The 25,363-nt window shown below is 44.8% G+C and carries 29 protein-coding genes and 1 pseudogene; 14 read left to right on the top strand and 16 right to left on the bottom strand.

The window, feature by feature from the left end:
* Positions 1-90 precede the first annotated feature (90 nt).
* The 3 genes from QUB68_RS11655 to QUB68_RS11645 are packed head-to-tail and all read right to left on the bottom strand — an operon-like array spanning position 91 to position 884.
* Entirely contained in the window at positions 91-495 is a 405-nt protein-coding gene (locus QUB68_RS11655) for a hypothetical protein (protein WP_332992415.1), read from the bottom strand.
* A 5-nt stretch (positions 496-500) separates the two neighbouring features.
* Positions 501-716 carry a hypothetical protein gene (locus QUB68_RS11650; RefSeq protein ID WP_332975182.1) on the bottom strand — a complete coding sequence of 72 codons (216 nt, stop codon included), beginning with the start codon at positions 714-716 and terminating at the stop codon, positions 501-503.
* A 27-nt stretch (positions 717-743) separates the two neighbouring features.
* Complete coding sequence (locus QUB68_RS11645; RefSeq protein WP_332992414.1) at positions 744-884, bottom strand: hypothetical protein; 141 nt, start codon at positions 882-884, stop codon at positions 744-746.
* A 15-nt stretch (positions 885-899) separates the two neighbouring features.
* Between QUB68_RS11645 and QUB68_RS11640 the strand changes: the two genes are divergently transcribed.
* A complete protein-coding gene (locus QUB68_RS11640) occupies positions 900-1,151 on the top strand; it encodes a hypothetical protein (RefSeq protein WP_332992411.1) in 252 nt (83 codons plus the stop codon).
* Here the strand turns inward: QUB68_RS11640 and QUB68_RS11635 are convergent.
* The 4 genes from QUB68_RS11635 to QUB68_RS11620 form a co-directional block, all read right to left on the bottom strand.
* Positions 1,148-1,552: a hypothetical protein gene (locus tag QUB68_RS11635; RefSeq protein WP_332992409.1), complete on the bottom strand. Its 405-nt coding sequence runs from the start codon at positions 1,550-1,552 to the stop codon at positions 1,148-1,150. The two genes, QUB68_RS11640 and QUB68_RS11635, sit on opposite strands and share 4 nt — an antisense overlap.
* Before the next feature lie 5 nt (positions 1,553-1,557).
* Complete coding sequence (locus QUB68_RS11630) at positions 1,558-1,773, bottom strand: hypothetical protein (RefSeq protein WP_332975182.1); 216 nt, start codon at positions 1,771-1,773, stop codon at positions 1,558-1,560.
* 125 nt (positions 1,774-1,898) lie between these two features.
* Positions 1,899-2,399: a hypothetical protein gene (locus QUB68_RS11625; protein ID WP_332992407.1), complete on the bottom strand. Its 501-nt coding sequence runs from the start codon at positions 2,397-2,399 to the stop codon at positions 1,899-1,901.
* Positions 2,400-2,492: 93 nt separating this feature from the next.
* Positions 2,493-2,780, bottom strand: a complete 288-nt coding sequence (locus QUB68_RS11620; protein ID WP_332992406.1) for a hypothetical protein — start codon at positions 2,778-2,780, stop codon at positions 2,493-2,495.
* 121 nt (positions 2,781-2,901) lie between these two features.
* Here QUB68_RS11620 and QUB68_RS11615 point away from each other — a divergent pair, with 121 nt between their 5' ends.
* Both QUB68_RS11615 and QUB68_RS29955 read left to right on the top strand, forming a co-directional pair.
* The gene (locus QUB68_RS11615) at positions 2,902-3,462 is read left to right on the top strand and encodes a hypothetical protein (RefSeq protein WP_332992404.1); all 561 of its coding nucleotides are present in this window, start codon (positions 2,902-2,904) and stop codon (positions 3,460-3,462) included.
* Positions 3,463-3,585: 123 nt separating this feature from the next.
* Positions 3,586-3,790: pseudogene (locus QUB68_RS29955) on the top strand (type II toxin-antitoxin system HicB family antitoxin).
* 75 nt (positions 3,791-3,865) lie between these two features.
* On the opposite strand, the gene QUB68_RS11605 reads toward QUB68_RS29955, so the two are convergent.
* The 4 genes from QUB68_RS11605 to QUB68_RS11590 form a co-directional block, all read right to left on the bottom strand.
* Positions 3,866-4,168 carry a type II toxin-antitoxin system RelE/ParE family toxin gene (locus tag QUB68_RS11605; RefSeq protein WP_332992400.1) on the bottom strand — a complete coding sequence of 101 codons (303 nt, stop codon included), beginning with the start codon at positions 4,166-4,168 and terminating at the stop codon, positions 3,866-3,868.
* On the bottom strand, positions 4,165-4,431 hold the full coding sequence (locus QUB68_RS11600) for a ribbon-helix-helix domain-containing protein (protein ID WP_332992398.1): 267 nt from the start codon (positions 4,429-4,431) through the stop codon (positions 4,165-4,167). Before QUB68_RS11600 ends, QUB68_RS11605 begins: the two co-directional genes overlap by 4 nt.
* A gap of 113 nt (positions 4,432-4,544) precedes the next feature.
* Positions 4,545-4,802: a hypothetical protein gene (locus QUB68_RS11595; protein ID WP_332992396.1), complete on the bottom strand. Its 258-nt coding sequence runs from the start codon at positions 4,800-4,802 to the stop codon at positions 4,545-4,547.
* A gap of 205 nt (positions 4,803-5,007) precedes the next feature.
* The gene (locus QUB68_RS11590; RefSeq protein WP_332992393.1) at positions 5,008-5,382 is read right to left on the bottom strand and encodes a DUF1257 domain-containing protein; all 375 of its coding nucleotides are present in this window, start codon (positions 5,380-5,382) and stop codon (positions 5,008-5,010) included.
* 144 nt (positions 5,383-5,526) lie between these two features.
* On the opposite strand from QUB68_RS11590, the gene QUB68_RS11585 reads away from it, so the two are divergent.
* From QUB68_RS11585 to QUB68_RS11570, 4 genes are all read left to right on the top strand, one after another.
* Positions 5,527-5,721, top strand: a complete 195-nt coding sequence (locus QUB68_RS11585) for a hypothetical protein (protein WP_332992391.1) — start codon at positions 5,527-5,529, stop codon at positions 5,719-5,721.
* 189 nt (positions 5,722-5,910) lie between these two features.
* Complete coding sequence (locus tag QUB68_RS11580) at positions 5,911-6,036, top strand: hypothetical protein (RefSeq protein WP_332992390.1); 126 nt, start codon at positions 5,911-5,913, stop codon at positions 6,034-6,036.
* A gap of 388 nt (positions 6,037-6,424) precedes the next feature.
* A complete protein-coding gene (locus QUB68_RS11575) occupies positions 6,425-8,818 on the top strand; it encodes a PAS domain S-box protein (protein ID WP_332992388.1) in 2,394 nt (797 codons plus the stop codon).
* A complete protein-coding gene (locus QUB68_RS11570) occupies positions 8,790-10,451 on the top strand; it encodes a putative bifunctional diguanylate cyclase/phosphodiesterase (RefSeq protein WP_332992386.1) in 1,662 nt (553 codons plus the stop codon). The genes QUB68_RS11575 and QUB68_RS11570 overlap by 29 nt, the downstream gene beginning before the upstream one ends.
* A 247-nt stretch (positions 10,452-10,698) precedes the next feature.
* On the opposite strand, the gene QUB68_RS11565 is transcribed toward QUB68_RS11570, so the two are convergent.
* The gene (locus QUB68_RS11565; protein WP_332992384.1) at positions 10,699-12,024 is read right to left on the bottom strand and encodes a J domain-containing protein; all 1,326 of its coding nucleotides are present in this window, start codon (positions 12,022-12,024) and stop codon (positions 10,699-10,701) included.
* Positions 12,025-12,244: 220 nt separating this feature from the next.
* Here QUB68_RS11565 and polA point away from each other — a divergent pair, with 220 nt between their 5' ends.
* The 3 genes from polA (at position 12,245) to QUB68_RS11550 (ending at position 16,673) form a co-directional block, all read left to right on the top strand.
* Complete coding sequence (polA, locus tag QUB68_RS11560; protein ID WP_442923076.1) at positions 12,245-15,337, top strand: DNA polymerase I; 3,093 nt, start codon at positions 12,245-12,247, stop codon at positions 15,335-15,337.
* 12 nt (positions 15,338-15,349) lie between these two features.
* Complete coding sequence (locus tag QUB68_RS11555; protein WP_332992380.1) at positions 15,350-15,922, top strand: thermonuclease family protein; 573 nt, start codon at positions 15,350-15,352, stop codon at positions 15,920-15,922.
* A 229-nt stretch (positions 15,923-16,151) separates the two neighbouring features.
* Entirely contained in the window at positions 16,152-16,673 is a 522-nt protein-coding gene (locus QUB68_RS11550) for a hypothetical protein (protein WP_332992378.1), read from the top strand.
* A 315-nt stretch (positions 16,674-16,988) separates the two neighbouring features.
* Here QUB68_RS11550 and QUB68_RS11545 read toward each other — a convergent pair whose 3' ends face one another.
* Positions 16,989-17,162 (bottom strand): hypothetical protein, encoded by a 174-nt coding sequence (locus tag QUB68_RS11545; protein ID WP_332992376.1) that lies wholly within the window; start codon positions 17,160-17,162, stop codon positions 16,989-16,991.
* Here QUB68_RS11545 and QUB68_RS11540 point away from each other — a divergent pair.
* On the top strand, positions 17,161-18,876 hold the full coding sequence (locus tag QUB68_RS11540; RefSeq protein ID WP_332992375.1) for a sensor histidine kinase: 1,716 nt from the start codon (positions 17,161-17,163) through the stop codon (positions 18,874-18,876). The genes QUB68_RS11545 and QUB68_RS11540 overlap by 2 nt on opposite strands.
* 133 nt (positions 18,877-19,009) lie before the next feature.
* On the opposite strand, the gene QUB68_RS11535 is transcribed toward QUB68_RS11540, so the two are convergent.
* Both QUB68_RS11535 and QUB68_RS11530 read right to left on the bottom strand, forming a co-directional pair.
* Entirely contained in the window at positions 19,010-19,216 is a 207-nt protein-coding gene (locus QUB68_RS11535) for a type II toxin-antitoxin system Phd/YefM family antitoxin (protein ID WP_332992373.1), read from the bottom strand.
* A 19-nt stretch (positions 19,217-19,235) separates the two neighbouring features.
* Positions 19,236-19,388 carry a type II toxin-antitoxin system RelE family toxin gene (locus QUB68_RS11530; RefSeq protein WP_332992370.1) on the bottom strand — a complete coding sequence of 51 codons (153 nt, stop codon included), beginning with the start codon at positions 19,386-19,388 and terminating at the stop codon, positions 19,236-19,238.
* A gap of 292 nt (positions 19,389-19,680) precedes the next feature.
* On the opposite strand from QUB68_RS11530, the gene clpB reads away from it, so the two are divergent.
* The 3 genes from clpB to QUB68_RS11515 all read left to right on the top strand — a co-directional run bounded on the left by clpB (position 19,681) and on the right by QUB68_RS11515 (position 24,309).
* Positions 19,681-22,296, top strand: a complete 2,616-nt coding sequence (gene clpB / locus QUB68_RS11525) for an ATP-dependent chaperone ClpB (RefSeq protein WP_332992368.1) — start codon at positions 19,681-19,683, stop codon at positions 22,294-22,296.
* A gap of 235 nt (positions 22,297-22,531) precedes the next feature.
* On the top strand, positions 22,532-23,614 hold the full coding sequence (locus tag QUB68_RS11520; RefSeq protein ID WP_332992366.1) for a DUF262 domain-containing protein: 1,083 nt from the start codon (positions 22,532-22,534) through the stop codon (positions 23,612-23,614).
* Between the two features lie 2 nt (positions 23,615-23,616).
* A complete protein-coding gene (locus tag QUB68_RS11515; protein ID WP_332992364.1) occupies positions 23,617-24,309 on the top strand; it encodes an MAE_28990/MAE_18760 family HEPN-like nuclease in 693 nt (230 codons plus the stop codon).
* Between the two features lie 259 nt (positions 24,310-24,568).
* On the opposite strand, the gene QUB68_RS11510 is transcribed toward QUB68_RS11515, so the two are convergent.
* The gene (locus QUB68_RS11510) at positions 24,569-25,231 is read right to left on the bottom strand and encodes a hypothetical protein (RefSeq protein ID WP_332992362.1); all 663 of its coding nucleotides are present in this window, start codon (positions 25,229-25,231) and stop codon (positions 24,569-24,571) included.
* Between the last annotated feature and the right edge of the window lie 132 nt (positions 25,232-25,363).

Genomic DNA, 25,363 nt, shown 5'->3' with positions numbered 1-25,363 from the left:
GGATAGCTTCGCTCGCGCGTACTTAGTTTTGTTCGTAAGGGCGATCGCGCTCTAGCTCAATACTACACTGCAAATAAATTATGGTAGAGACTAACGCTTTGGCTCAATATCGAACTCAAGCCGAGAACGATAAAAGTGAACGTCAAATTCTAAGAAAAAATTTGTCTGTCCCAGAATCAATGATACGGTGTCACTTTTGGCCCAAGCAAATACTAATCTTACCGGAGTAAACTCGCCTATTTCAGCCATGAAAAATACTGGCATCCCTGGTTGATTACCAATGTTGCCCGCTAGTCGAATGATGGCTTTGCTGTCATCCCAAACCAAGCCAAGCTGAATTCCTATTTGGTAAGGCAATACATTCACGGTTGCACCGCTGTCTACTAACCCAATAACTTCGACTCTCTGGTTATTGTGGCGCAGAATCAAGGGAATGCGCGGTAGGCTGTCAAACTCATCTTGAGAGGGGTCATTGGTAGAGTATTGGAATCGCATAATACTCAGTTTTCGTTGTGTTTAGCCAGATTCATTGCCTGCATCAAAGCTGCACCAGCACCAAAAGTATCGTAGGGGGTTGGTAGGTAATAAATCTTGTAAGGTTCCAAAGGAAAAATATCCTCACTGATATCCTCTTCCGCCATTAGAATGCGGATTAACTCTCGTTTGTCGATCGCAGACAGTTGTCTAATAGTAGGGAGTAATTCTGTTAGTGTCATCGGTTGTTTTCCTACGATGCGTCTATGTTAACGGTAGCAGGTCAACGCAGTAATTGCAACTTCCAGGGGAGTTTGACAAAGATCGGGGCGATCGCACTTAGTTTTGTTCGTAAGGGCGATCGCCCAAAACGATCGCATCTCGATACAATAGGTAAAGAAGTCTAGCAAGGAGAATGCCAGATTATGACTGTCCGGGAAGAACTAATTAACGAGATTGAGCAAGCCTCAGATGATGTGCTTGAGGTACTATTGAGTTTTTTGCGTCAGAGGCGTTTGTCGAACTCGGAGGTTTTTTTGCCGATCGACTCTGCTGAGATTTCGAGTGCCCAATTGACGGTACAAAAGCATTATCCTCTGCGCGGGCTCCCGCTGGCGATCGCTGATGATTTTGATGCGCCTTTGATTCTGAGTGATGAGCGAGTAGGTGGATATTAACGTTTTGGCTCAATATCGAACTCAAGCCGAGAACGATAAAAGTGAACATCAAATTCTAAGAAGAAATTTGTCTGTCCCAGAATCAATGATACGGTGTCACTTTTGGCCCAAGCAAATACTAATCTTACCGGAGCAAACTCCGCTATTTCAGCCATGAAAAATACTGGCATCGCTGGTTGATTACCAATGTTACCTGCCAGTCGAATGATGGCTTTGCTGTCATCCCAAACCAAGCCAAGCTGAATTCCTATTTGGTAAGGCAATACATTCACGGTTGCACCGCTGTCTACTAACCCAATAACTTCGACTCTCTGGTTATTGTGGCGCAGAATCAAGGGAATGCGCGGTAGGCTGTCAAACTCATCTTGAGAGGGGTCATTGGTAGAGTATTGGAATCGCATAATACTCAGTTTTCGTTGTGTTTAGCCAGATTCATTGCCTGCATCAAAGCTGCACCAGCACCAAAGGTATCGTAGGGGGTTGGTAGGTAGTAAATCTTGTAAGGTTCCAAAGGAAAAATATCCTCACTGATATCTTCTTCCGCCATGAGAATGCGGATTAACTCTCGTTTGTCGATCGCAGACAGTTGTCTAATGGTAGGGAGTAATTCTGTTAGTGTCATCGGTTGTTTTCCTACGATGCGTTCATGTTAACGGTAGCAGGTCAACGCAGTAATGGCAACTTCCAGGGGAGTTTGACACAAATTGGGGCGATCGCACTTTAGTTGCGATCGGGCTTTTGAGTAATTCAGTCTAGCCTCCCGAATCTTTGTTCTCGCTCCCTTGCTTCCTTTTCCTTCCTTGTTTTTTCTTTTGCTTTCTCTTCTGCTTTCTCAATTGGTTCAAGTTTTAACCTTAAAGACTCTATATGATTGAGCCAAGAACCTAGCCGAAAGCAATGGATATCACGATGTGGAACGACAGAGTCTCTCGCGTATTTCCTGCTGGTGAACATTACTGAGAAAACTTCCTTGCCACTAGGTACTAGACGTATGGTTATTGAATTATTAATATAGGTATCACCCTCACTATACCTACATGAACAATCAACAACATCATCCTTATATTGGCTTTCAACAGTTCTCTTTCGCCCATCATGAAATTCTACTTCATAATCACTTGTTTTTTTTCCAAAACGCCGAACAAAGCCTCCAACGATCTCATAAACTTCAAGTGCCAACATTTCTTGCGATTTAATTTTTTCATCAAATGTCTCAATTTTTTGCCAATCATAGTCATTTATTGACATTTAATAGTTCTCCATTGGATATGTATTTTTAGGAGGGAATATTTAGGAATAAAAATCACTATCAAGCTTATATTTACAACAAGATATAGCAATTTATTTCATCAATAGATTAGGCAATTTTTGCCCTATATCCTGGATAACATAATCAGAAAAACTCGAAGCAAAATGCCTACCTCCACTCTTCATTTGGTAGCCAGATTGCCTTGATTGGTTGTTATACCAATAATGAACATGGTTGTCATCTGGATCTGATTCACTGGCAGGTGCTACAAGAAAGCCTATTACAAGACCTGATGATGTATCAACGTTAAACTTAACTTGATACCCAGGCAATTCAGAGTAAGTATGCCATTTTTCTGGCCAAACTCGATCTTTTCCCATAAAACACTTCCTAACTTTTTATCCATACTAGACCGATCGCCAAAAAAATGTAAAGGAAAAAAAGTTGGAAAAAGTTGGATCTTCCTCAAATTGGGATGTAAGGCAAAAAAGTTGGTAAAAGTTGGTAAAAGTTGGTTATAGTAACTACAGCCATCTCACCATCCCACCTATGGACATTCCTCAAACTGTGCAATTTGTCGATGAAGCTGTCTGCACCAAGACAGGCAAACGTCTAAATGACTTGCAGCGCAGAATTATCGCGGGAATACTGAAGAATCAAAAGTATGCTGACGTTGCAGAAACTCATGGTTATAGCGACAAGCACGTTAAAAAAGTCAGTCACGAGCTTTTGCAAATGTTATCTGATATTTTTGGCGAACAAGTTAAGAAAAGTAATCTTGAATCTGTTTTAGAACGGCAAATAAATCTAACTATAACTTTTGGTGATGAAAACAAAATTAATAGAAATATTATAGGTATTGGTTGCATCAACAATAATCCTGAACCTTCTACTCCTGCCCCAGATCAAAGTCAGCCCGAAAATCCTGACTTGCATGGCAATAATCAAGCTAATATTGAAAAAATTGGTAAATTACGGCAGTTTGGCTTGAGCGACGAGCAAATTGCAGAGGTGCTAGAACTACCTTTGGATGTGGTTAAGCAGGTGGATTTCGAGGAGTAAGTCTGTGCATAATTCCCAGAAACCGGGTTTCTTCCGAGATATTTCGCCACCCAACCCAAATTTTGTAAGAAACCCGGTTTCTGACGCTTTGCATACTTAAGAGAAACCGAATTGGAGAATCAAGTGAAAATCAAAATTATTATTCACGAAGCAGAAGAAGGCGGATACTGGGCAGAAGTTCCTGCTATTCCTGGCTGTGCAACACAGGGAGATACCTTCGAGGAACTGCTGCAAAACCTCTAGGTCGCAATCGAAGGTTGCCAAGCGTGTAGATATTGAATCCATCGAGACAAATGAGCGAGACAGAATTATGGAGATTGCGATATGAACTCCACTTATCCTACAACCAGCAATTCATTAAACTTATTTTTCAAATCCCATGATGCCGTCAGCTTTCTCAGGGTCACGGTTCTTGTTCTTCAAATATGGATAACAGATCTCGGCGACCGCTAACTACACGAAGAATCTCAATGCCATCGTCTAAAATTCGGTAGAATATGACGTAACCATCCAAAGCCAAACCTCGCAAATCAGGACGTATTTCTATATAAGTCCTGCCTAAATTAGGGAAGTTGACTAATTGTTGGCAGCGACGCGAAAACTCTTGAAAAAATCGCTCACCTGCTTCGATATTATTGGTAGTGAAATAATCAGCAATTTCAGTGAGATCCTGGGTGGCGAGAACGTTGATCAGATAGCGTTTCATTGTTGACTCTCGCGTGCTTGCCGAAAGCGATCCAAAATCCCTACAATAAAGGTTTCGCCATCAATCGGTGGAGTATGTTCGGAGACGGCGACAGCAGCATCTATTTTAACTCGTACAGATTCGCTCCATTCCCGATCGCCCTGATCGTATTCATCCAACAATCGCAAGGCAACTTCCAGCACTTCTTGCGCCGATCGATATTTGCCAGTTTCTAGCTTAGTTTGGATGAATTGCTCTTGGCTGCTCGTCAGAGTAATACTCATATTAGTTCTTTACCCGTTTGCTCTAATTCTATCCCATTTATCAATTTCAGGGCGATCGCAAGCACCGATAAGCGCGATCGCCCTCTGATTCAGCCAGTGGCACAATCTCAACCTTAAAATTCATATTTTTGCTGCATTTCTCGTGCAAACTGACTCAGAAGGCGAGTAAGTCCCGCGTTGAGCTCTTCAAAACCTTGCTGGATACCTGCAATTGTTTCCAGTTGTTCGATCGACTGGCGCAACTTTACAGGAACGATTTTACCAGGATCGAGAAAGGTAACGAGCACCTGCGCGCGATCGCTCACATCAGACGGGACATCCGTTAGTTCAATTTGTCCGTTCTGATAAACACCTTCAACAGTTCTTAGCATGAACTCCTGCGGTAATAGTTGTTTATACCCTACCAAATCCCATTACTCAATCCTCCAAACCTTCTCATCATATCGTTTCCGTTTGCATCGGAATACTTGTTTCGTAGCAAGTAAATAATTAAACTTTTGTGGCGCGGGCCAGAATGCCCGCGATCCATCTTCAATTTAAATGCCAAATAGCTTGCGAGTTAATCAAGCGCGATTATTAAACCCATCGACCAACTACAACCCTCACCGTTCCATCGGCCAAAGTCTCCTCTTCTTCCACATGAAAACCCTCAGACTGTACCGCCGCCATCAAACTTTTGTGCGCGTATTTCTGACTAATTGAATTTACAAATTCCTGCTGGTTAATTCGAGCGCCCCAAAAATCCGCCACCAATTCATAATCCTCTCCGTTACGGCGAAAACCCAAATCATAACCGTTCGATTGCCGAATCACGTACTCGGCATTAGTTTGGTCGCCTTGATAACCCCGCACCTGCACATTGGACTCTACTTGATAACCCAACTCTTCCAACACTTGATGCAGCAGTTCGCCGTTTTTTATCTGAACCTTGATCGTTGTGAAGTGTGACATATCACTTTCGGATTTTTGTGTGAAACGCTGATTTGATTATAATAGTACAAATGGCAGCAGTCAATCAATGCAACACCTCAGCAAACAAACCCGCTTTCTACAATCAATATTGGGCTTGACAACGAGGCAGCTACAGAAACTGGGTTGCTAGCTCAAGAGTGCGTAAGTTCTATCAGTGCAGAATCTCAAACTTTTAACCGTGCGAGAGAAATTTGGTACGAAGGTGAACTGCGGCACACATCCATCGGACACGAAGCCGAAATTCGGACAGTTGGCATCAGTCCCGACAGTCAGTCGAATTTATATTTTAGATTTTATAGCAATCGCCACAGCGGTTAGGACATAAATAACCTCATGAATAGAGCCTCCTAACCCATAGCCTAAACGGTTTGATTTCCTGATTCTGCAACTGTCAACTGTCCACTGTCAACTGTCCACTGCTATAGATCTGAGATTTACTCTACAGATCGATTTGGGAGCTGGAACTGCGATCGGAAATTTTGGCATCTATACTAAGGAGTGTGGGGGGTGACATCCGTTTTGGGGCGGGGTGAAAATATCGCCAGCGGTTCAGCAGATACTACGCTCAAAATTGGGAATTTACAACTCAGAAAACTCAAGGGAAAAACGTCGAAGCAACAAGGAGAGTTTTGAGTTTTGAGTTAAAGAGTTCTCAATTCCCAATTCTCAATTTCCAATTCCCAATTTCCAATTCCCGATTCCCGATTCCTGGGTGCGTGAATCTACGCAAACCAATATAATAAATTTACAATTTTAGGTCTTGTGCCAGCGGATGATTACGTAACTTCGTTTTTCATTACTACATATACTTACTGTAAAAGTATCGATCGGCAGGCATTATTCAGCTTCTGAATGGTCGCCACACAACCGGAAAAGCCGCAATTTATGAATGCTTTACACTAACTTTTAACTAGCGCATCGGACTCGGATGAGTATCACAGCGAACTGTAATACTTCACTGAAAAAGTTTATGCTTAAAAGATCTGTAGGGGTTAAAGATAAATTGTATCTCAGAAAAACTATGCCAGAGTACAACCCATCCATCTATCATTCCTGCAATGCTGGAAAAATGTGCGACACTGCTGCCACTTGGCAGCTCATAGCCGATCGACTAACGCTACAATTAAACAACACGCGCGATCGGCTGCACGCAGAAATCGATCGGCTACAACAAGCCAATGAAACCCTGCACGCCGCCATAAGTTGTGCCCCGAGTTTTCTCTGGGCAACCGACAAAGACGGCAGGTTAACCCTTGCAGCAGGCAAAGGATTGGAAAATTTTGTGCTCAAACCAGATGCAACTGTCGGGGATTCAATTTTTGCAGTTTACAGCCAGCCAGATATCTTAGAAAATATTGCCCAGGTACTTGCAGGAAACGATCGCACTTGGAATGCCCAAGAGGGGCATTTTATACACGAAATTCGATCGACAGCGCTGCGAGATACCAACGGCGAAGTTGTCGGGGCTGTCGGTGTTTCTACTGACATTACCGAGTACAAAAAGTCGATCGCAACTCTGGAAACGGCAAATCAAGAACTAGAAGACAGACTGACTCTGCAAACAGCAGCCTGGAATACAGCACTTGCTGACAGCGAAAAAAAGTACCGCAACCTCGTAGAAACGTCGCAAGAGTTGATTTGGTCGATCGATATTGAAGGCCTCTTAACTTTTGTCAATTCCGCAGCCAAACGCATCTACGGTTATGAACCGCCAGAAATGATTGGCCGCCGCTTCAGCGAATTTTTGTATCCCGAACAAAAAACCAGACAAATAGAAATATTTGCGCAAATTTTAGCCAAAAGCATTCAGCCACAAACCGCTAATTCTGCTTACGAAACAGTACACATCCGCAAAGACGGTACACCCGTCCACCTGCGTCTCAACAGCATCGTCAACCAAGCTGAAAACGGCGCTATATTAGGCCTGTGCGGAACAGCAACAGATATTAGCGATCGCAAGCGATCGGAAGAAGCACTCCAAGAAGCTACAGACCAACTTCGCGCCGTCTTGGATGCCGTGCCCGGACTGATTTCTTGGGTAAGTTCAGATTTGCGGTATATTGGAGTCAACCAGCACTTAGCAACCTCGTTCAAACAATCTCCCGAAAGCTTTGTCGGTCAAGAAATCAACTTTCTCGACAAAGGCTCGAATTTTGGACAACTAATCCGAAACTTTTTTGACAGTTCATCTCAGCAAACCTGGCAAGAGATAGACATAGAAATTAACGGCTGCGTCCGCAATTATTTGATAGTATGTCAGAAATATAATCAGGGAACCGCAGCAGTTTCCGTAGGGATAGATATTAGCGACCGCAAGCGCGCCGAAGCTCAAAAAACCAAATTAATTGCGTCTTTGCAAGAGTCTGAATGCAAATTCCGCAGCCTTTACGAAGCCACCAGCGACGCAGTAATGCTGCTCGACGAACAACAATTTTTCGACTGCAACCCCGCCACCTTAGCAATTTTTGGGTGCACCAATAAAGCACAGTTTTACGGCAAAAAACCGAGCGAATTTTCCCCGCAAATTCAGCCGAGCGGACAAGACTCGTGCAGCCTAGCAACACAGAGAATATCCGCAGCAATGCAAACAGGTAGCTGTCGCTTTGACTGGGTACACAAACGGCTAGACGGTTCAGAATTTGCCGCAGAAGTGCTGTTAAATGCAATGGAAATTAACGGCCGAAAAGTAATTCAAGCAGTAGTGCGGGACATTACAGACCGCAAGCACGACGAGGATCGGATTAAAGCATCCCTCGCCGAAAAAGAAGTTCTCCTCAAAGAAATTCACCACCGCGTCAAAAACAACCTCCAAGTTATTTCCAGTTTGCTCAAACTTCAGTCCCGCTACATCCAAGACAGCCGCGTTAGTGAAATGTTAAAAGACAGTCAAAACCGAGTCAGATCCATGGCCTTGGTTCACGAACAATTATATCAATCCAAAGACTTGTCAAACATTGACTTTGCTGAATACATCCAAAATCTCGCTTACAATTTATTACAAGCTTATGAAATTCATGCCGAAGGCGTCAAATTGCAAACAAATATTGCACCGTTTTCTCTGAATATTGATACGGCAGTCCCTTGCGGATTAATTATAAACGAACTGGTGACAAATTCCCTTAAGTATGCTTTTAAAGGACAAAATAAAGGTAAGATTAAAATAGATTTTACTTTAGATAATAACAAGGTTTGCGTGTTAACCGTGAGCGACAGCGGCATTGGTTTTCCTCAAGATTTAGATTATCGCAATGCCCGAACATTGGGTTTGCGGCTGGTGGGGTCTTTGGTCAAGCAAATTCGGGGTAAAATAGAACTATTAGAAACTGCTGGCACTACTTTTCAGATCACATTTTCCAAACCAAAACTGCCATTTTATGACCAAAATAATGTCAATCAGAAAAATCTTGATAGTTGAAGACGAAGGCATCATTGCCGAAGACATTTCCGACAGTTTAATATCTCTAGGATATCGAATAACTGGTATTGTCTATTCGGGAGAAGAAGCGATTCAATCGGTAACTGAATTTCGACCGGATTTAGTTTTAATGGATGTCAACCTGCAAGGAGAAATTGACGGCATTACAGCAGCAGAAGAAATTCGATCGCGATTTCAAATTCCGGTAGTTTATCTGACAGCGTATGCTGACGAAAACACTCTGCGGCGCGTCAATGCGACCCAACCCTTCGGCTATATTGTCAAACCCTTTGAGGAAAAAAACTTGCACACAACTATTCAATTAGCTCTGCACCGGCATGAGTACGATAGCTTGACAAACTTGCCAAATCGTTCGCTGTTGCGAGAGCAGCTAAATCAGGTATTGGAAAAGCAGAAAGAATTGCCAGCAATCATTTCGGTTGTCACTCTTAGTTTAGATAGAATTAACCGGATTAATAGTACCTTGGGACACGACATCGGCGACTTCGTACTTTGTAAAGTTGCCGAGCGGCTGAGCAACTGCCAGGAGAACATTAATATGGTGGCTCGTTTGGAAGCTGCCGAATTTGCAATTGTTCTCGAACCAGTTGCCAAAAAACAAGATGCTGCCAAGATTGCTCGAAACATTTTAGATCTTGTAGCCCAAGCTATGATTGTCAAAGGCTCGGAAGTTTACGTCACGGCAAGTATCGGCATTTCTTTGTCTCCAGACGACAGCAGCGATGGAGACGAACTCCTGAAAAATGCTTATACAGCTATGTACAATTCCCAGGAAAAAGGCGGCAACAAATATCAGTTTTATACTGCCAAAGCCGCTAATAATTCTATCAATAAATTCACTCAAGAAACTTGCCTACGCAATGCTTTAAAACGCTCGGAATTTGAAGTTTACTATGAGCCGCAAATTGAAATTAAAACAGGAAAAATTATTGGTGCTGAAGCTTTGGTGCGCTGGAATCATCCAAAAAGGGGCAGAGTTTCCCCTGGAGAATTTATTCCAATGGCTGAAGAAATGGGCTTGATTGCACCACTGGGCGAATGGGTGTTAGAGACTGCTTGCAGGCAAACTAAAGCTTGGCAAACAGAGGGTTTGCCTCCGCTGCGGGTAGCGGTAAATATGTCAGCCCGCCAGTTTGAAGAAAAAAATTTGACGGAGAGAGTCAGCCAGATATTGAGAGAAACTAATCTCGATCCTAAATGTCTGGAATTAGAATTGACGGAAGGTCTGATTTTGCAAGATGAAACGGCAGCAACTCAAGCTTTTACGATGTGGAGAGAGATGGGTATTAGGATCGCAATTGATGATTTTGGCACGGGATATTCTTCTTTGAGTTATCCGAAGCGCTTTGCGTTTGATGCGCTCAAAATTGACAAGAGTTTTATTCGCGATATTGCAGACGATCGCCAAAATGCAGCGATTACAGTAGCGATTATTCAAATGGCACACTCCATGAACCTGACTGTGATTGCTGAGGGTGTAGAAAATGAGGCGGAACTTGCTTTTTTGTGCAAGCACGATTGCGATGAAATTCAAGGCTATTTTTTCAGTCAGGCTTTGCCAAGCGCTGAGTTTGCAGCGCTGCTAAAAAGTGATAAGTGCTGGAAATTATAGGGTAATTGGTAATTGGTCATTGGTAATTGGTCATTTTAACTGGTTCCGAGGAAGAGCCTTGGAACCCATATTCAGAGGCTCTGCCTCGGCACAGGATTAAACTAATGACTGATGACTGATTAACTGGTTCCGAGGAAGAGCCTTGGAACCCATATTCAGAGGCTCTTCCTCGGCACAGTATTAGGAGGCAGAGCCTCCGGATCTGCATTACCAGCCAGAGCCTGGTAACGAGTGGATAGACGCGATTTCAACCGCTTATTCCTTGAATAAATAAGTCAAAAGATTTGATCAACCAGTGGCCCAGCCACAGCCCGAAACTGGAAGTAGCGACTAACAGGATAAATGTGTAGAGCCCGCGGCCGGTGGCGATCGACCTTTCGCCAGCTACCATCCGCGCCACAACTCCCGCAATAATCCCGATCGCCGCCCAAGCCCCATAAACAGTCTTAGACCCCGCAATGGCTAAGGCCCCAGCCAAAGCCCCCGAACCCGCGCCAGCCAAAACCCCCGCCCACGCCCCCATCCCCAGCCCGATCGCACCACAGAGCCCGACGGGGCCGCCAGAATTCACGCCGAGTTCCGCCACCAGCCCGCACGTCAAGCCGACAATCCCCCAACACACCGCCGCCACCAACGCCTTCACCCAATGCCCAGAACCAGTTCCAGCCATCAATCCCACCACTGTCAGCACAAACGCCGCCGCCACCACTCCAGCTACAGCCCGAGACTCGGCAGCAGAACTGGCGATCGCCCCCAAAAGGGCGCCAACTAGCGCCCAAGCAGCCCCTGTTACCGTTCCTCCCGCCTGAAAACCTGCGATCGACCCCCCCACCGCCCCAGCCAAAACTAACGCCGCCAGCCACACCCTAGGCGTTGCCGAGCCCTCCGCCAGCAAAATCGCGGCCCACAGCCAATCCGCACCGCAGATTAAACTCCACATCCACAGCGGGGCGGCGGATACCGTCAAAATCCAACCCGTCAAAGCGTAACTCGCCACGGCGATTGTCAGCGGCCCCCAAGGGAACCTGGAATAGTTTTGAGATAGTCGCGCTGGCGAGTATTGAGTGGGAAACTCTTTTTTCCGGTTCGAGGTAAAGTTTGGATAGTTTGGAGATGGGCGCGCTTCCCTGACAGCGCTGCGCCGAGATTGCTTTTTCCCCAGCCACGCTTGGCGATTTGGAGTTGTCAATCGTTTCTTGCTTTTGGAGTTGCTTTTAGTTTGATGTTTTGGGGAGGCGGCTTTGGGGCGGGTTTGACTGCGCCCCAAAGCAGGCCTAGCGGCTGATTTTCCCGAACGCCTTCTCAGCGGCTTGTCCGGCGGGGGCGGGGGCTGCTGCTGGAACTGTTGGTCGATCGACTTCAGTTCCGGCTGAGTCACAAACAACACCAACTCCTGGTAAGCTTGATTGATTTCTGTTAATCTTTGTTGGGCTTTTTGTTGCAAGCGATCGTTGTGTGCAAACCGATCGGGATGCCAAACAAACGCTAAATCCCTGTAAGCGCGTTTAATTTCTTCTAAGGAAGCTCCAGGCTCAATTTCGAGGATTTCGTAGCATCGATTAATGTCAGCCATAGGCTTCGATCGGCAGGTGTTGGTAAATTTACGCGCGAGCGAAGTTATCCCTCTTCGTGAATCGTACTTAATATTTTCTACTATTCTCAGCCAAGCTGCACAATAGACCGATGCCGATCGAGCGTCAAGCGTTCTCAAGTCTGCCAGTCATCCTTGCGGTCGATCGATGCAGACTAACAACTGAGTACAATGAGAAAATACTTTCGTGCAATCTGTGTCAGTGCCGGCAAATCAAGCTCCCACCTTCATCTTAGTTGACGGCCACTCCCTGGCCTTCCGTTCCTACTTCGCCTTTTCCAAAAGTCGAGACGGAGGCTTGCGAACTAGCACAGGCATTCCCACCAGCGTCTGTTTTGGCTTTCTCAAGTCGCTGCTGGAAGTCATGGCCGCCCACGATCCCCAGTACATGGCGATCGCCTTTGACCTCGCCACGCCCACTTTTCGCCACGAAGCAGACGAAACCTACAAAGCCGGTCGTGCCGAAACCCCCGAAGATTTTATCCCCGATCTCAAAAATCTGCAAGAACTCCTGGGCTATCTCAATTTACCAGCAGTCACCGCTCCCGGCTACGAAGCCGACGATGTTTTGGGAACCTTGGCGAACAAAGCCAGCGCCGCGGGTTATGCGGTTAAAATCCTCACGGGCGATCGAGATTTGTTTCAATTAGTAGAGACTGAGAAACAAATCAGCGTCTTGTATTTAAGCACAGATGAACTCAGGCGATCGGGCAAAGGCAAATCCCAAGAATACGGCCCGGAAGAAGTCAAAGCCAAACTCGGCATTTTGCCCCCACAAGTAATAGATTACAAAGCCCTCTGCGGCGACAAATCCGACAACATCCCCGGAGTCAAAGGCATCGGCGACAAAACCGCCCTGCAATTGCTAGAAGCTTACCATTCCCTCGACGGCATCTATGCAGCCATCGACGAGATTAAAGGCGCAACTAAGAAAAAGCTCGAAGAAGGCAAAGAAGCCGCCTATCATTCTCAGCGCATGGCGACAATTGTTCAATCAGTTCCCTTAGAAATCAACCTAGAAGATTGCCAGCTTATCGGTTTTGATGAAGCAGCCTTGATTCCGATGCTGGAAAAATTGGAATTTAAAACATTTTTAACCAAAGTCAAACAAATTCAAAAGCGTTTTGGCGGCGCGGAAAAAGAAAGTTCGGCAACGGATTCGGTAACGGATTTAACGGATGTCACGGATGGCAGTTCGGCAGCGGATTTAACGGATGTTCGGAGGGAAGGTTCGGCAGCGGATTCTGTAACGGATTTAACGGATGTTCGGAAAAAGGGAGAAGTTACAGTCTCTGAATTGCCTAACGCTGATAATTCAAGTGATTTTTCCGCTGCAAGTTCTGAAAGTTCAGAAGCAGACGAATTGTGGTTTTTTAGTGCAGCAGAAACCAAAGCAGCCCAGCAGGAAAACCAACTGCCAATTAAACCCCGGATTATTCAAACAACCGAACAGTTAACCGAATTAGTCCAACTGCTGCAAACCCACACCGACAAAGCTTCGCCCGTGGCGTGGGATACCGAAACCACCGCACTCGAACCGCGAGACGCTGAATTAGTCGGAATTGGCTGCTGTTGGGGAACCGGAGAAGAGGATGTTGCTTACATTCCCACCGGACACAAAACGGGTACAAACTTGGACAAAGCCACGGTTTTAAATGCTTTGCGTCCGATTTTGGAAGGCGAAAATTATCCGAAGGCGCTGCAAAATGCTAAATTTGATCGATCGATCCTGCGCTGTCAAGGAATCAAACTCGTCGCCGTCGTGTTTGACACCATGCTAGCCAGTTACGTACTCAACCCAGAAACCAGCCACAGTCTCAGCGAATTGTCAAAGAAATACTTAGGCATCGTCGCAGAAAGTTACAAAGAATTAGTGCCGAAAAACAAAACAATTGCTGATATCAGCATTGTCAAAGTAGCTGACTACTGCGGCATGGACGTTCACACCACATTTTTGTTAGTAAATAAACTGAGAGCAGAATTGGATAAAGCTGATGAAGCTAGCTTTCCCGGAAAAACTTTGGGCGGGTTACTGCGGGAAGTAGAACAGCCCCTCGAACCAGTTTTAGCCGAAATGGAATACTGCGGGATTCGCATTGATTCAGCTTATCTCAATACCCTCTCGCAAGAACTCGAAATAAAATTAGCACAACTCGAAGCAAATACCTATGAAGCAGCGGGGAGAAAGTTTAATTTAGGTTCGCCGAAACAGCTCAGCGAAATCTTGTTAGAAAAAATCCCCGAACAATTTCAGAAAAAGTCTCGCAAAACAAAGACGGGATACTCTACAGATGCCGCTGTTTTGGATAAATTGCAAGGAGACCACCCGATTGTAGACGATTTATTGGAACACCGAACCTTATCCAAATTGAAATCAACCTATGTCGATGCTTTGCCGCAGTTGGTGCGTGCCGATACCGGGCGAGTGCATACAGATTTCAACCAAGCTGCAACTGGTACGGGCAGGCTTTCTTCTTCCAATCCCAATTTACAAAATATTCCCATCCGCACCGAGTTTTCGCGGCAAATTCGCAAGGCTTTTTTGCCGGAGTCTGGTTGGCTGATGGTGTCGGCTGACTATTCTCAAATTGAATTGCGAATTTTGGCTCATTTGAGTCAAGAACCTGTGTTAATTGAAGCTTACCAAAATAACCGAGATGTGCATACCGTGACGGCTCAACTTTTGTTTGAAAAGGAGGAAATAACGCCGGATGAAAGACGGTTTGGCAAAACAATTAATTTTGGGGTAATCTATGGTATGGGGGCGATTAAGTTTGGGCGATCGATGGGCAAAACTTCGGCAGATGGTAAAAAGTTTATTGAACGATTTAACGAGCGTTACAGTAAAGTTTTTGAATTTTTGGAGAAAGTAAAAAAAGAGGCGATCGCCCTGGGCTATGTTTCCACTATACTAGGCCGCCGCCGCTACCTAAACTTCGAGAACGACAGCATCCGCCGTTTAAAAGGCAGCAACCCCGAAGAGATTCACTCCAGCCTACTTAAATCCCTGACTAAAAATGACGCCCAATCTCTGCGGGCAGCAGCCAACGCTCCGATTCAAGGCTCCAGTGCTGATATCATTAAACTTGCCATGATTGAGGTACACAAAATTTTGCCCAACTATCAGGCGCGGCTGCTACTGCAAGTTCACGATGAATTAATCTTTGAAGTACCTCCCGATGAATGGGAAGAATTGCAGCCCAAAATTAGAACGGCGATGGAAAATGCTCTGCCACTCAGCGTACCGCTGGTAGTTGACATCCACGCGGGGCAAAATTGGATGGAAACTAAATAATCAGAGATAAACATGAGCCAAAATAAAATTACCCTTCCCCCTAAAATCACCAGCTTGAGTGCAGTTGTTCTGCTGTTCCTACTCTCCGGCTGTCCGCAAAAACTACCGCCCAATAATTATGCTGTGAAACGAGTCAGCGACGGCGATACACTTGTTGCCAGCGATGCCGCAGGCAAAGATATAAAAGTGCGTTTTGCCTGCATCGATGCACCGGAAATTGCCCACACCAACGCCGAAAAGAACAGCAAAAAAGCAGCGGATAAAAATCAGTTTAAGTGGGGCAATTTAGCCGAGCAAAGAATGCAGCAGCTCGTCAAACAAGGGGGCGGTCGCGTCGTTTTGACCGTCACCGATACCGACCGCTACGGCCGCCAAGTTAGCGAAGTTCGCTTACCAAACGGCACATTTGCTCAAGAAGTTTTGCTGCGCGAAGGATTGGCAATGGTTTACCGTCCTTACTTGAAAAACTGTCCGAGTGCAACTGTTGTCCAAGAAGCGGAAGCTGAAGCCAAGAAAAATCGCCGCGGTGTTTGGGGAGATTCTAAGTTTGTTCCTGCTTGGAATTTTCGGCAGAGCGATAAATGATGGGAATCAGAAAGAGGGAATCAGGAAGAACGAACTCTTGCCTTTGGAGATTTGTTGGTCTAGGATATAGCAGTTCACAATTCATCATCGGCAAGACATGAGTTCGATCCAGTTCGATCGGAGCTTTTTTTAGAAAAGTCAACAAATGTGATAGGCTCCAGATAATCAATAGACTTCTGACAAAAGCGGTCTATTGCAATCACCCAGAAATTAGTTTGAGGGGACATCAATGAATATCAAACATCTGACTATCTCCGGGATTGCACTGCTGCTGGGTACTGCAATCGTAGGAACTGCTATTGCTCAAGAACTGACCAACGAGCAAAAAACTGTGACTTGTCGCTTAAAAACAGAAGTTGACCAGCGGAAAGGCAACGGTCAAAAATTAGTTTTTTTACCATTGCTAGGCACTGTTCGCAAGCAAGTTTCATCTCCTTTTAGAGCCACGTTGCAGCCAGATACTGAGTATGTTTTTGTAGCTACTTGCGACGGTAACTGCAAAGATTTAAACTTAACTCTCACAGATGCCAGCGGTCAACAAATTGCTGCGAGTCAAAAAGCCGGCGAACTTTCTTCAATCTCTTTTACTCCGCCATCCCAAGGCGAATATCAAATCGCGGCCAAGCCTGGGGAATGCACAACGGCAGAGGGTTGCAGTTTCGGCATGGGAATCTTTGTTCCTACCTCTGCTAGCGTACCTAATGCTTCAAAACTTCCCGCTGAGATAGCACAATTTCGACTTTGCCAGTAGAGGAACACCGATAAGTTGTGGGTTGCGAGTAGAGTTGAGCCTTGAATCACAAATCTAACTCGCAACTTGCAGCTTAATAATTCGCTACTTATATGTTCATTGCTGAAACCCAGAATTTTACTCCAAAGAATTGGTTTAAAGCCCCAAGCCCTAAAGGCGAGAAATTAAAATCAGGCTATTCATTACTCCAATCCTCTTCCTTTTAGGTACAGGTCGCACTCATCTGTCAACTGTCAACCCTTCGGCTTCGCTCAGGGCGAGCTGTCAACTGTCAACTGTCAACTGTCAACTGAAGGCTTCTGACTTCAACATCTGCTATAATTTATTAACCATAACTCCCCCAAACTGCCAAGCCGATCGAGCTGTGGAACCCTGCAAAGACCCCATAAATACCGAAATCAGGCCCGAAGCCAGAACTTTATTTACCCTCAGGCAGGCATCAATTAGAATATAGATAATGCCTCTCAGGGTGACGAGTATATTGCCCATGTCTTCAACCTTAGCCTCGAAAAATCAACTCCATAACCCTTCTCAAATAGGGTTGAAAAGTCTGTTGGGCCGCTTGGGTATCAGGCAGAAAATTGGCTGCGGATACGCCTTGGTCATCGGTATTGCCATTTTGGGTGCTGTGGCGGGACGGGGAGTAGAATCCTATCACAAACAGCAAGTTAGAGAAAAACTGGCGATCGACCGAGATAAAGCGGAAATCCTGACTAATCTCAATAATACCGCCCAGGAAGTCAGAATTCACCAGCTATTGCTGCTGAATCTGACGACAAAACCGCAAATTTTCGATCGCGAACGCTCGGAATTCCTGACTCGCGTTGCTCAGATGAGCGGACAGCTAGAACAACTGCAAAGCCAGTCGCCGACTACTTCTTCCGATGTTGCAACAGATTACCAACAGATTCAAGAGTTCGCCAAAGCCAACACCAAAACAGTAGAAGCTTACTTCCAACAAGTCCAGCAACTGCTAGGGAATGCGAAGTTATCTGGTTTGAATCCGCAGCAGCGGCAGGTATTCCAGCGGAACTTGAATAATTTTGCCACTGGGAGCAACGCTTTTAAACTCGAACAGTTTTCGGAGGATTCAGCCAAACTCGCGGGCAATTTTCGGGACAAAGCAGACGAGGCGTTTAGAACCTACGAGAAAGCAGAAAAACTCGGAACTCTAATTCTTGCTTGCTCTCTCCTGATCTCGGCAGGTATGGCAGCCTTACTTGCAGTATACACCAGTGGGGCGATCGCCCGACCGCTAGAAGCCACCACCCTGATCGCTCAGCGAGTCACAGAAGAATCGAACTTTGACCTGCAAGTACCCGTCACCACCTCCGACGAAGTCGGAATGCTAGCAATTTCCCTCAACGAACTGATCCAAAGAGTAGCGGAATATACAGAAGACTTGCACGAAGCAAAAGTAGCAGCCGAAGCTGCCAACCGCTCGAAAAGTGCATTTCTAGCCAACATGAGCCACGAACTCCGCACCCCCCTCAACGCCATCATCAACTACAGCGAAATGCTGCAAGAAGATGCTCAAGATTCCGGTTCCGAAGACTTTCTCCCCGACTTAGAAAAAATTCAAACCGCTGGCAAACATTTGCTCGACATGATCAGCGACATCCTCGACATTTCCAAAATAGAAGCCGGACACGTCACGCTTTATTTGGAACACTTCGACGTGGCGACGATGATTGAAGAAGTGATGACTACTGCTCAACCGCTAGTAGAGAAAAAGGGTAATGCTTTAGCGCTGCAATTAAAAGGCGAACTTGGCATGATGTACGCCGACCAACCGAAAGTCCGACAAATTCTCCTCAATTTGCTCAGCAACGCTGCTAAATTCACAGAAAAAGGCGTGATTACGATCGAAATCGAAAAAGTGAAGAATGAAAAGCCAAAACCTAAGAAAAGAAATAAAAATAATGATTTTAACTCGGGTTCAAACTACATCTCTCAATTTTTAATTTTTCGAGTCAGCGATACTGGGATTGGGATGACTGACGAGCAATTGCAGCAGATATTCAAGCCTTTTACTCAAGCTGATGCTTCGACTACCCGCAAGTATGGAGGCACGGGTTTGGGACTGACAATTAGCCAGCGTTTGTGTCAAATTCTCGGCGGGGAAATTAGCGTCGAAAGCGAGGACGGTAAAGGTTCAACTTTTATTGTCAGTCTCCCGGAACGGGTGGTGATGCAGGCATGAAAACAGTTGATAGTTGACAGTTGACAGTTGACAGTTGACAGTTGGCAATTGGCAGTTGTCAGTAGTTAGGAGTCATATCATGTCCGCTCAGTTACTTAAGATAGTTGGCGAATGAGTGCAAGAATTCTACGGATTAATCATTGAGTAATCCTAACATTCTCTTTACTTCTGCTAAAGGCAGAGAAGGCTGATTTGCATCTTCTTCTTTGGCCGCCCTCAAATCAATCAAATCTTCTATATCAGCAATTAATTCTTGCAGTGCTACAAATTCTTCATAAGGTATCACTGCAAATTCTTTTTTGCCGTTTTTGGTGATAAACTCAGGATGTAATGGAATCATAGATATTTCCTCCAAGCGTTTAAGTGTAAGCATCTTTGCGATGTTTGACGCGGTAGATCACCAAAATATCTTCCTCAATTTCAAATAAAACTCGGTAATCTCCTACCCGCAGCCGATATTCTGGCGTATAGTTTGTTAAACGTTTCACATCCCCCGTCAAATTATTTTGCATCAACTAAATTTTAGTCAAAATTCGGCTTTGTACCTCCGCTGGCAAAGATTGTAAATCTTTGATCGCTTTCGGCTTAAACTCAACTTGGTAATTCATTAAAGTGCAACTTTTAGGCGCGACAGTTTACCTTTTGCCTGCGAGGGACTGCGACAAAGGACGGAAATACCTATCTACACATACCGGAACACCGATCCGATCGCCTGCCATTAACTCTCTACAATCATCATTATACGGGCAATCAATGATTTGCCTCTAAAGTATAGATCGCCTTCAATTCAGGGAATCAAAATTTATGCAACCGAATAATCCAAACCAATTTACGGAAAAAGCCTGGGAAGCTCTAGCCCGCACTCCAGAAGTTGTCAAAGCAGCCCAGCAGCAGCAGTTAGAAAGCGAACATTTGATGAAAGCGTTGCTGGAACAAGAATCGGGACTTGCGAGCAGTTTATTTAACAAAGCGGCAGTTTCTGTAGCCAAATTGCGCGATCGCACTGATGAGTTTATCAGCCGCCAGCCGAAAATCACTGGAAGCGGCGGCAACGTTTATCTCGGCCGTTCCCTGGATACCCTGCTAGACAGGGCTGAAGCTTATCGTAAAGAGTACGGTGATGAATTTATATCGATCGAGCATTTGATTCTAGGTTACGTTAAGGACGATCGCTTCGGCAAAAATCTACTGCAAGAATTTAAACTAGATGAAGCCAAGCTCAAAGACATCATCGCCCAAGTTCGGGGGAACAACAAAGTGACAGATCAAAATCCAGAAGGCAAATACGAAGCGCTGGAAAAATACGGCCGAGATTTGACAGAAGCCGCGCGTCAAGGCAAACTCGATCCAGTAATCGGACGCGATGACGAAATTCGCCGCACGATTCAAATTCTCAGCCGCCGCACCAAGAACAACCCCGTACTGATTGGGGAACCGGGAGTAGGCAAAACTGCGATCGCCGAAGGACTCGCCCAGCGAATTATCACCGGAGATGTGCCGCAATCTCTCAAAGACAGACAATTAATTAGCTTAGATATGGGCGCATTAATTGCAGGTGCAAAATTCCGGGGAGAATTTGAAGAACGCTTGAAAGCGGTGCTCAAAGAAGTGATGGACAGCAACGGCAAAGTCATCCTATTTATAGATGAAATTCACACGGTTGTCGGCGCCGGTGCAACTCAAGGATCGATGGATGCCGGTAACTTGCTCAAACCGATGTTAGCGAGGGGCGAATTGCGTTGTATCGGTGCTACAACGCTCGACGAATATCGCAAATATCTCGAAAAAGATGCGGCCTTAGAACGGCGTTTTCAACAAGTTTATGTCGATCAACCGACAGTTGAAGATACTATTTCGATTCTGCGGGGTTTGAAAGAACGCTACGAAGTTCACCACGGTGTGAAAATTTCTGACAATGCGTTAGTGGCGGCGGCTACTTTGTCAACTCGATATATTAGCGATCGCTTCCTTCCCGATAAAGCGATCGACTTAATGGACGAAGCTGCGGCTAAACTGAAAATGGAGATTACCTCCAAGCCGGAAGAACTCGATGAAATCGATCGCAAGGTTTTGCAGCTAGAAATGGAAAGACTGTCGCTGCAAAAAGAAAGTAATGCTGCATCGATTGACCGTTTGGAAAGACTGGAAAAAGACTTGGGAAATCTCAAGGAACAGCAAAGCGGTTTGAATGCCCAGTGGCAATCGGAAAAAGGTGTCATTGGCAGCATTCAAAACATTAAAGAACAGATTGACAAGGTTAACATTGAGATTCAACAAGCTGAATTAAAATATGACCTTAACCGCGCTGCTGAGTTGAAATATAGCAAGTTAACCGAATTGCAAAAACAACTACAAGAAGCAGAATATAAACTAGCAGCAACTCAAACCACAGGTAAAACTTTGCTGCGGGAAGAAGTCACGGAATCTGACATTGCCGAGATTATTTCCAAGTGGACGGGAATTCCGATTAGCAAGTTGGTTGAATCGGAAATGCAGAAACTTCTGCTATTGGAGGACGAACTTCACAAGCGGGTAATTGGACAGGATGAAGCGGTGACGGCGGTTGCAGATGCCATTCAGCGATCGCGCGCGGGATTGGCCGATCCCAACCGTCCGGTTGCGAGTTTTATCTTCCTCGGCCCCACAGGCGTAGGTAAAACCGAGTTGGCGAAAGCATTAGCATCATACCTGTTTGACACCGAAGAGGCGATCGTGCGAATTGATATGTCGGAATACATGGAGAAACACGCAGTTTCGCGCTTAATTGGTGCGCCTCCGGGATACGTCGGCTATGACGAAGGCGGACAATTAACTGAGGCTGTGCGCCGCCGTCCGTATTCGGTAATTCTATTCGATGAAATCGAGAAAGCGCACCCGGATGTCTTCAACATCATGCTGCAAATTCTGGATGACGGCCGCGTTACCGACGCTCAAGGTCACACGGTAGACTTTAAGAATTCTGTGATTATTATGACATCGAATGTCGGCTCTCAATACATTTTAGATGTGGCGGGAGATAACGAAAAAATGCGGAGTCTGGTGATGGAGGCGATGCGGGGAACTTTCCGCCCGGAATTCTTGAACCGGATTGATGAAACGATTATTTTCCACGGTTTGAGCAAGCCGGAATTGCGGCAAATTGTGCTGTTGCAAGTCAAGCGCTTGGAAAAACGGTTAGCCGATCGCAAAATGTCGCTGAAATTGTCGGAATCGGCGATCGACTTCTTAGCAGAAATCGGTTACGATCCGGTGTACGGCGCGCGGCCATTGAAGCGGGGAATTCAGCGCGAGTTGGAAACGCAAATGGCGAAGGGAATTTTGCGGGGAGATTTTGCCGACGGCGATACCATTTTTGTGGATATCGAGAATGAAAGGTTGGCGTTTAAGCGGCTACCGGCGCAGTTGGTGACTGCTAAATAGATTCCGGGCGTAGGGTGCGCAATGCGCACCTTATTTTTTGGGGGATCGGGCAATTCCCTCACCAGCCTGTTATAAACTGTAATTTTCCCGCTGCTTTGAGTTAACTAAACACGGGCGATCGCACTTTTGTTGATAAGTGCGATCGCTTCTACGAGATAAATCCCAAAGTTTTATGGTACAATCATAGTACCGATAAGTCTATTCACTCGGCAATATCCGATTATTCTTTAACAATATGCGATCGAAACTAGAAATTACCGAGCAACACAAAAAGGTTGATGCTGCTGAAGCCGAAATCCGCGACAAGCAGCAGCTAATTAATTACGATACCCAACAGCATCCAGTCGAAACACTGGTTCACAAATATATGGAAGGAAAGGATGATGATACCAATGAGTTATTCATCCCCGACTACCAAAGTGACATGGCTTGGGATGAAGCAAGGCAGTCAAAGTTTATTGAGTCTATAATTTTAGGTCTGCCAATACCTTCTATTTTTGTTGCTGAGATCTATGATGAAGAAAACGATGAATCCCGTTTAGAAATCATAGATGGTACGCAACGCATTCGGACTCTAACTAAATTTATCAATAACGAATTAACCTTGACAGCTTTAAAAAAAATACAGAGTTTAAATGGATTTAAGTTTGCTGATTTGCCCCTTGCCCGTCAGAGGCGCTTCAACCGCACTACACTTCGGATGATTCTACTAACTGAAGGTACAAATGAGGAAGTGCGAAGAGATATATTTGAACGTATTAATACAGGTAGCGTCGATCTAAACGAAATGGAAAAGCGCAGACGCATACTGCCAGGCCAGTTTCTCGAACTGATTGAGGAACTATCTAAAAATGACAAGTTCCGCAAATTATGCGCTTTTTCTGAGTCTGCTATTCACAGCCACGAACCGCAAGAATTTGTGTTTCGTTTTTTTGGATTATTAAATAACTATCAGAAGTTTAATGGTAAGATCAACATATTCCTTGATGACTATCTGAAGCAAGTAAATGCAGATCCGAAATTCGATCGAGAAAAAATGCGGGCAGAATTTGAGTCAATGCTAAACTTTGTAGAAAAATATTTTTCTCAAGGATTTCGTCAAGGTAAAAATGGCGCGAGAACAACAACTCGGATTAAATTCGAGTCTCTAGCTGTCGGTGTTGCTCTTGCTTTGAGAGAAACCAGCAATCTTGATCCAAAGTCAACAGAATTGCTCAATTCACAAGAGTTTAAGGATTACACGAAATCTGATGCTAGCAGTTCTAAAAATCAAGTAGTTTTACGTATTGAATATGTCCGCGATCGACTGCTAGGCTAAAGATGAATACTGTACTTTTAGACTTCAATACACGCGCCCAAGAGGTAGATGATTACTTCATCTTTTTAGAGGGCTTAATCAAACAAACCACTAAGTTATCTATAGCCGATGATGCCGGAACATATAAAATACATAGTCTGAATTATGAGTTGGAAAAAACTCTAAAAGCCAATGGCTTTTTGTTATTGTATAACTTAGTAGAATCTACGATGCGAAATGCCATTGAAGCCATATTTGATGAGTTGACAAATCAAACAATTTCCTTCGATCAACTCAAACCAAAAATTAAAATAATTGTTCTTCAAAATCTTAAAAACTGTTCTCCTAATAAAATTAATTTACAAATCAACCAAATATCTACAGACATCATCACAGCTACATTTGATCGCGAAGAACTCTTTTCAGGGAATGTGGATGCTAGGTTGATTAAAGAAATAGCAGAAAAATATGGTTTTTCATACAAAACAGAATTTACCAGAACAAAAAATGGGCAAAATCTTGTAGTTGTTAAAAGCAACAGGAACGACTTAGCCCACGGAGTTAAGTCTTTTGAGGAAGTGGGGCGAGATAACACTATTGAGGAACTTTTAGAGATTAAAAATGAAGTCATAGAGTATCTACGTCAAATACTGGAGCATATTAAAACTTATCTTGACAATCAAGAGTATTTGGACGTAACTACAAATAATCCTTAATTTTAGGCTAAGAAACCGGGTTTCTCGGATAATTTAGGTTGGGTGGCGAGATATCTCGCAAGAAACCCGGTTTCTGGGGATGATGCTAAGGCTAAGAAACCGGGTTTCTCGGATAATCTTCGCTGAGTGGCGAGGTATCTCGGAAGAAACCCAGTTTCTCTTAATCACGCACAGGCTAAGAAACCGGGTTTCTCGGATAATCTTGGTTGGGTGGCGAGGTATCTAGCAAGAAACCCGGTTTCTGGAAATGAGTCACAGTCTACTTCCGCACCATCACCGACTTAATTACAGCATTCTGCTGATACTTGTTAGTCTGATAAAATCCACCTTTTTCAGCAGCGTAAACCCCAGTAAATTGCTTTCCCTCAGCCTTGGGAACAAACATAATTTTTCGAGTCGGTTGTTTGGCAAAAACCACATTTTCTCTCGATTCATTGTCCACGTTATAAGATAAAGTAGCTTTGCCGTAAATTGCTTCGGCTTGTTTCAAAGTCATTCCCGGCCCGACGCCCTGAAGTGTTTTATAATTAGGATTGTCTGTCATCAAAAGTTCAATGACATCCGTATCTTTCAGCTTTGTACGGGCAGGGTAGATAATCCGATACTGCACTTTTCCCGATCGACTAATCGCCACTGCATCGAAGTCTACCATAAAAGGAGACTCTACCTTAAACTGTGCTGTGGAACCCAAAGCCTGCTTGAGTTGTCCGAAAGTAATGCCGACTTTTGCTTCGCCAATTGTGCGATCGCCAATTGCTACACTTACAGAGGAAGGTTTTGCAGCAGCATTGGCTATTTCCCCCAGCTTATTTGTACCCACAGGCGCGACAGCAGCACCGGGAGTCGAGATTAAGGTGAGGTGACTGGCGATCGCCAGCAAAGCAGCTATCATTGATCCAGATAATATTTTTACATTCAACATGACTAATTCTCCGAGATTTCAATTTCGACTATCAACCCGCATCTTCTGGACTGTCCTGGGAATAACTTTATTAGTTTGGATTCTCAGAGGCGTTGGCCTCTTAACATTCCTTCCCGGTGGTGTTATTTGGAT

Source organism: Microcoleus sp. A006_D1 (assembly GCF_036702805.1).
Taxonomy (GTDB): Bacteria; Cyanobacteriota; Cyanobacteriia; order Cyanobacteriales; family Microcoleaceae; genus Microcoleus.
This window is presented reverse-complemented; position numbering and strand designations above follow the sequence as displayed.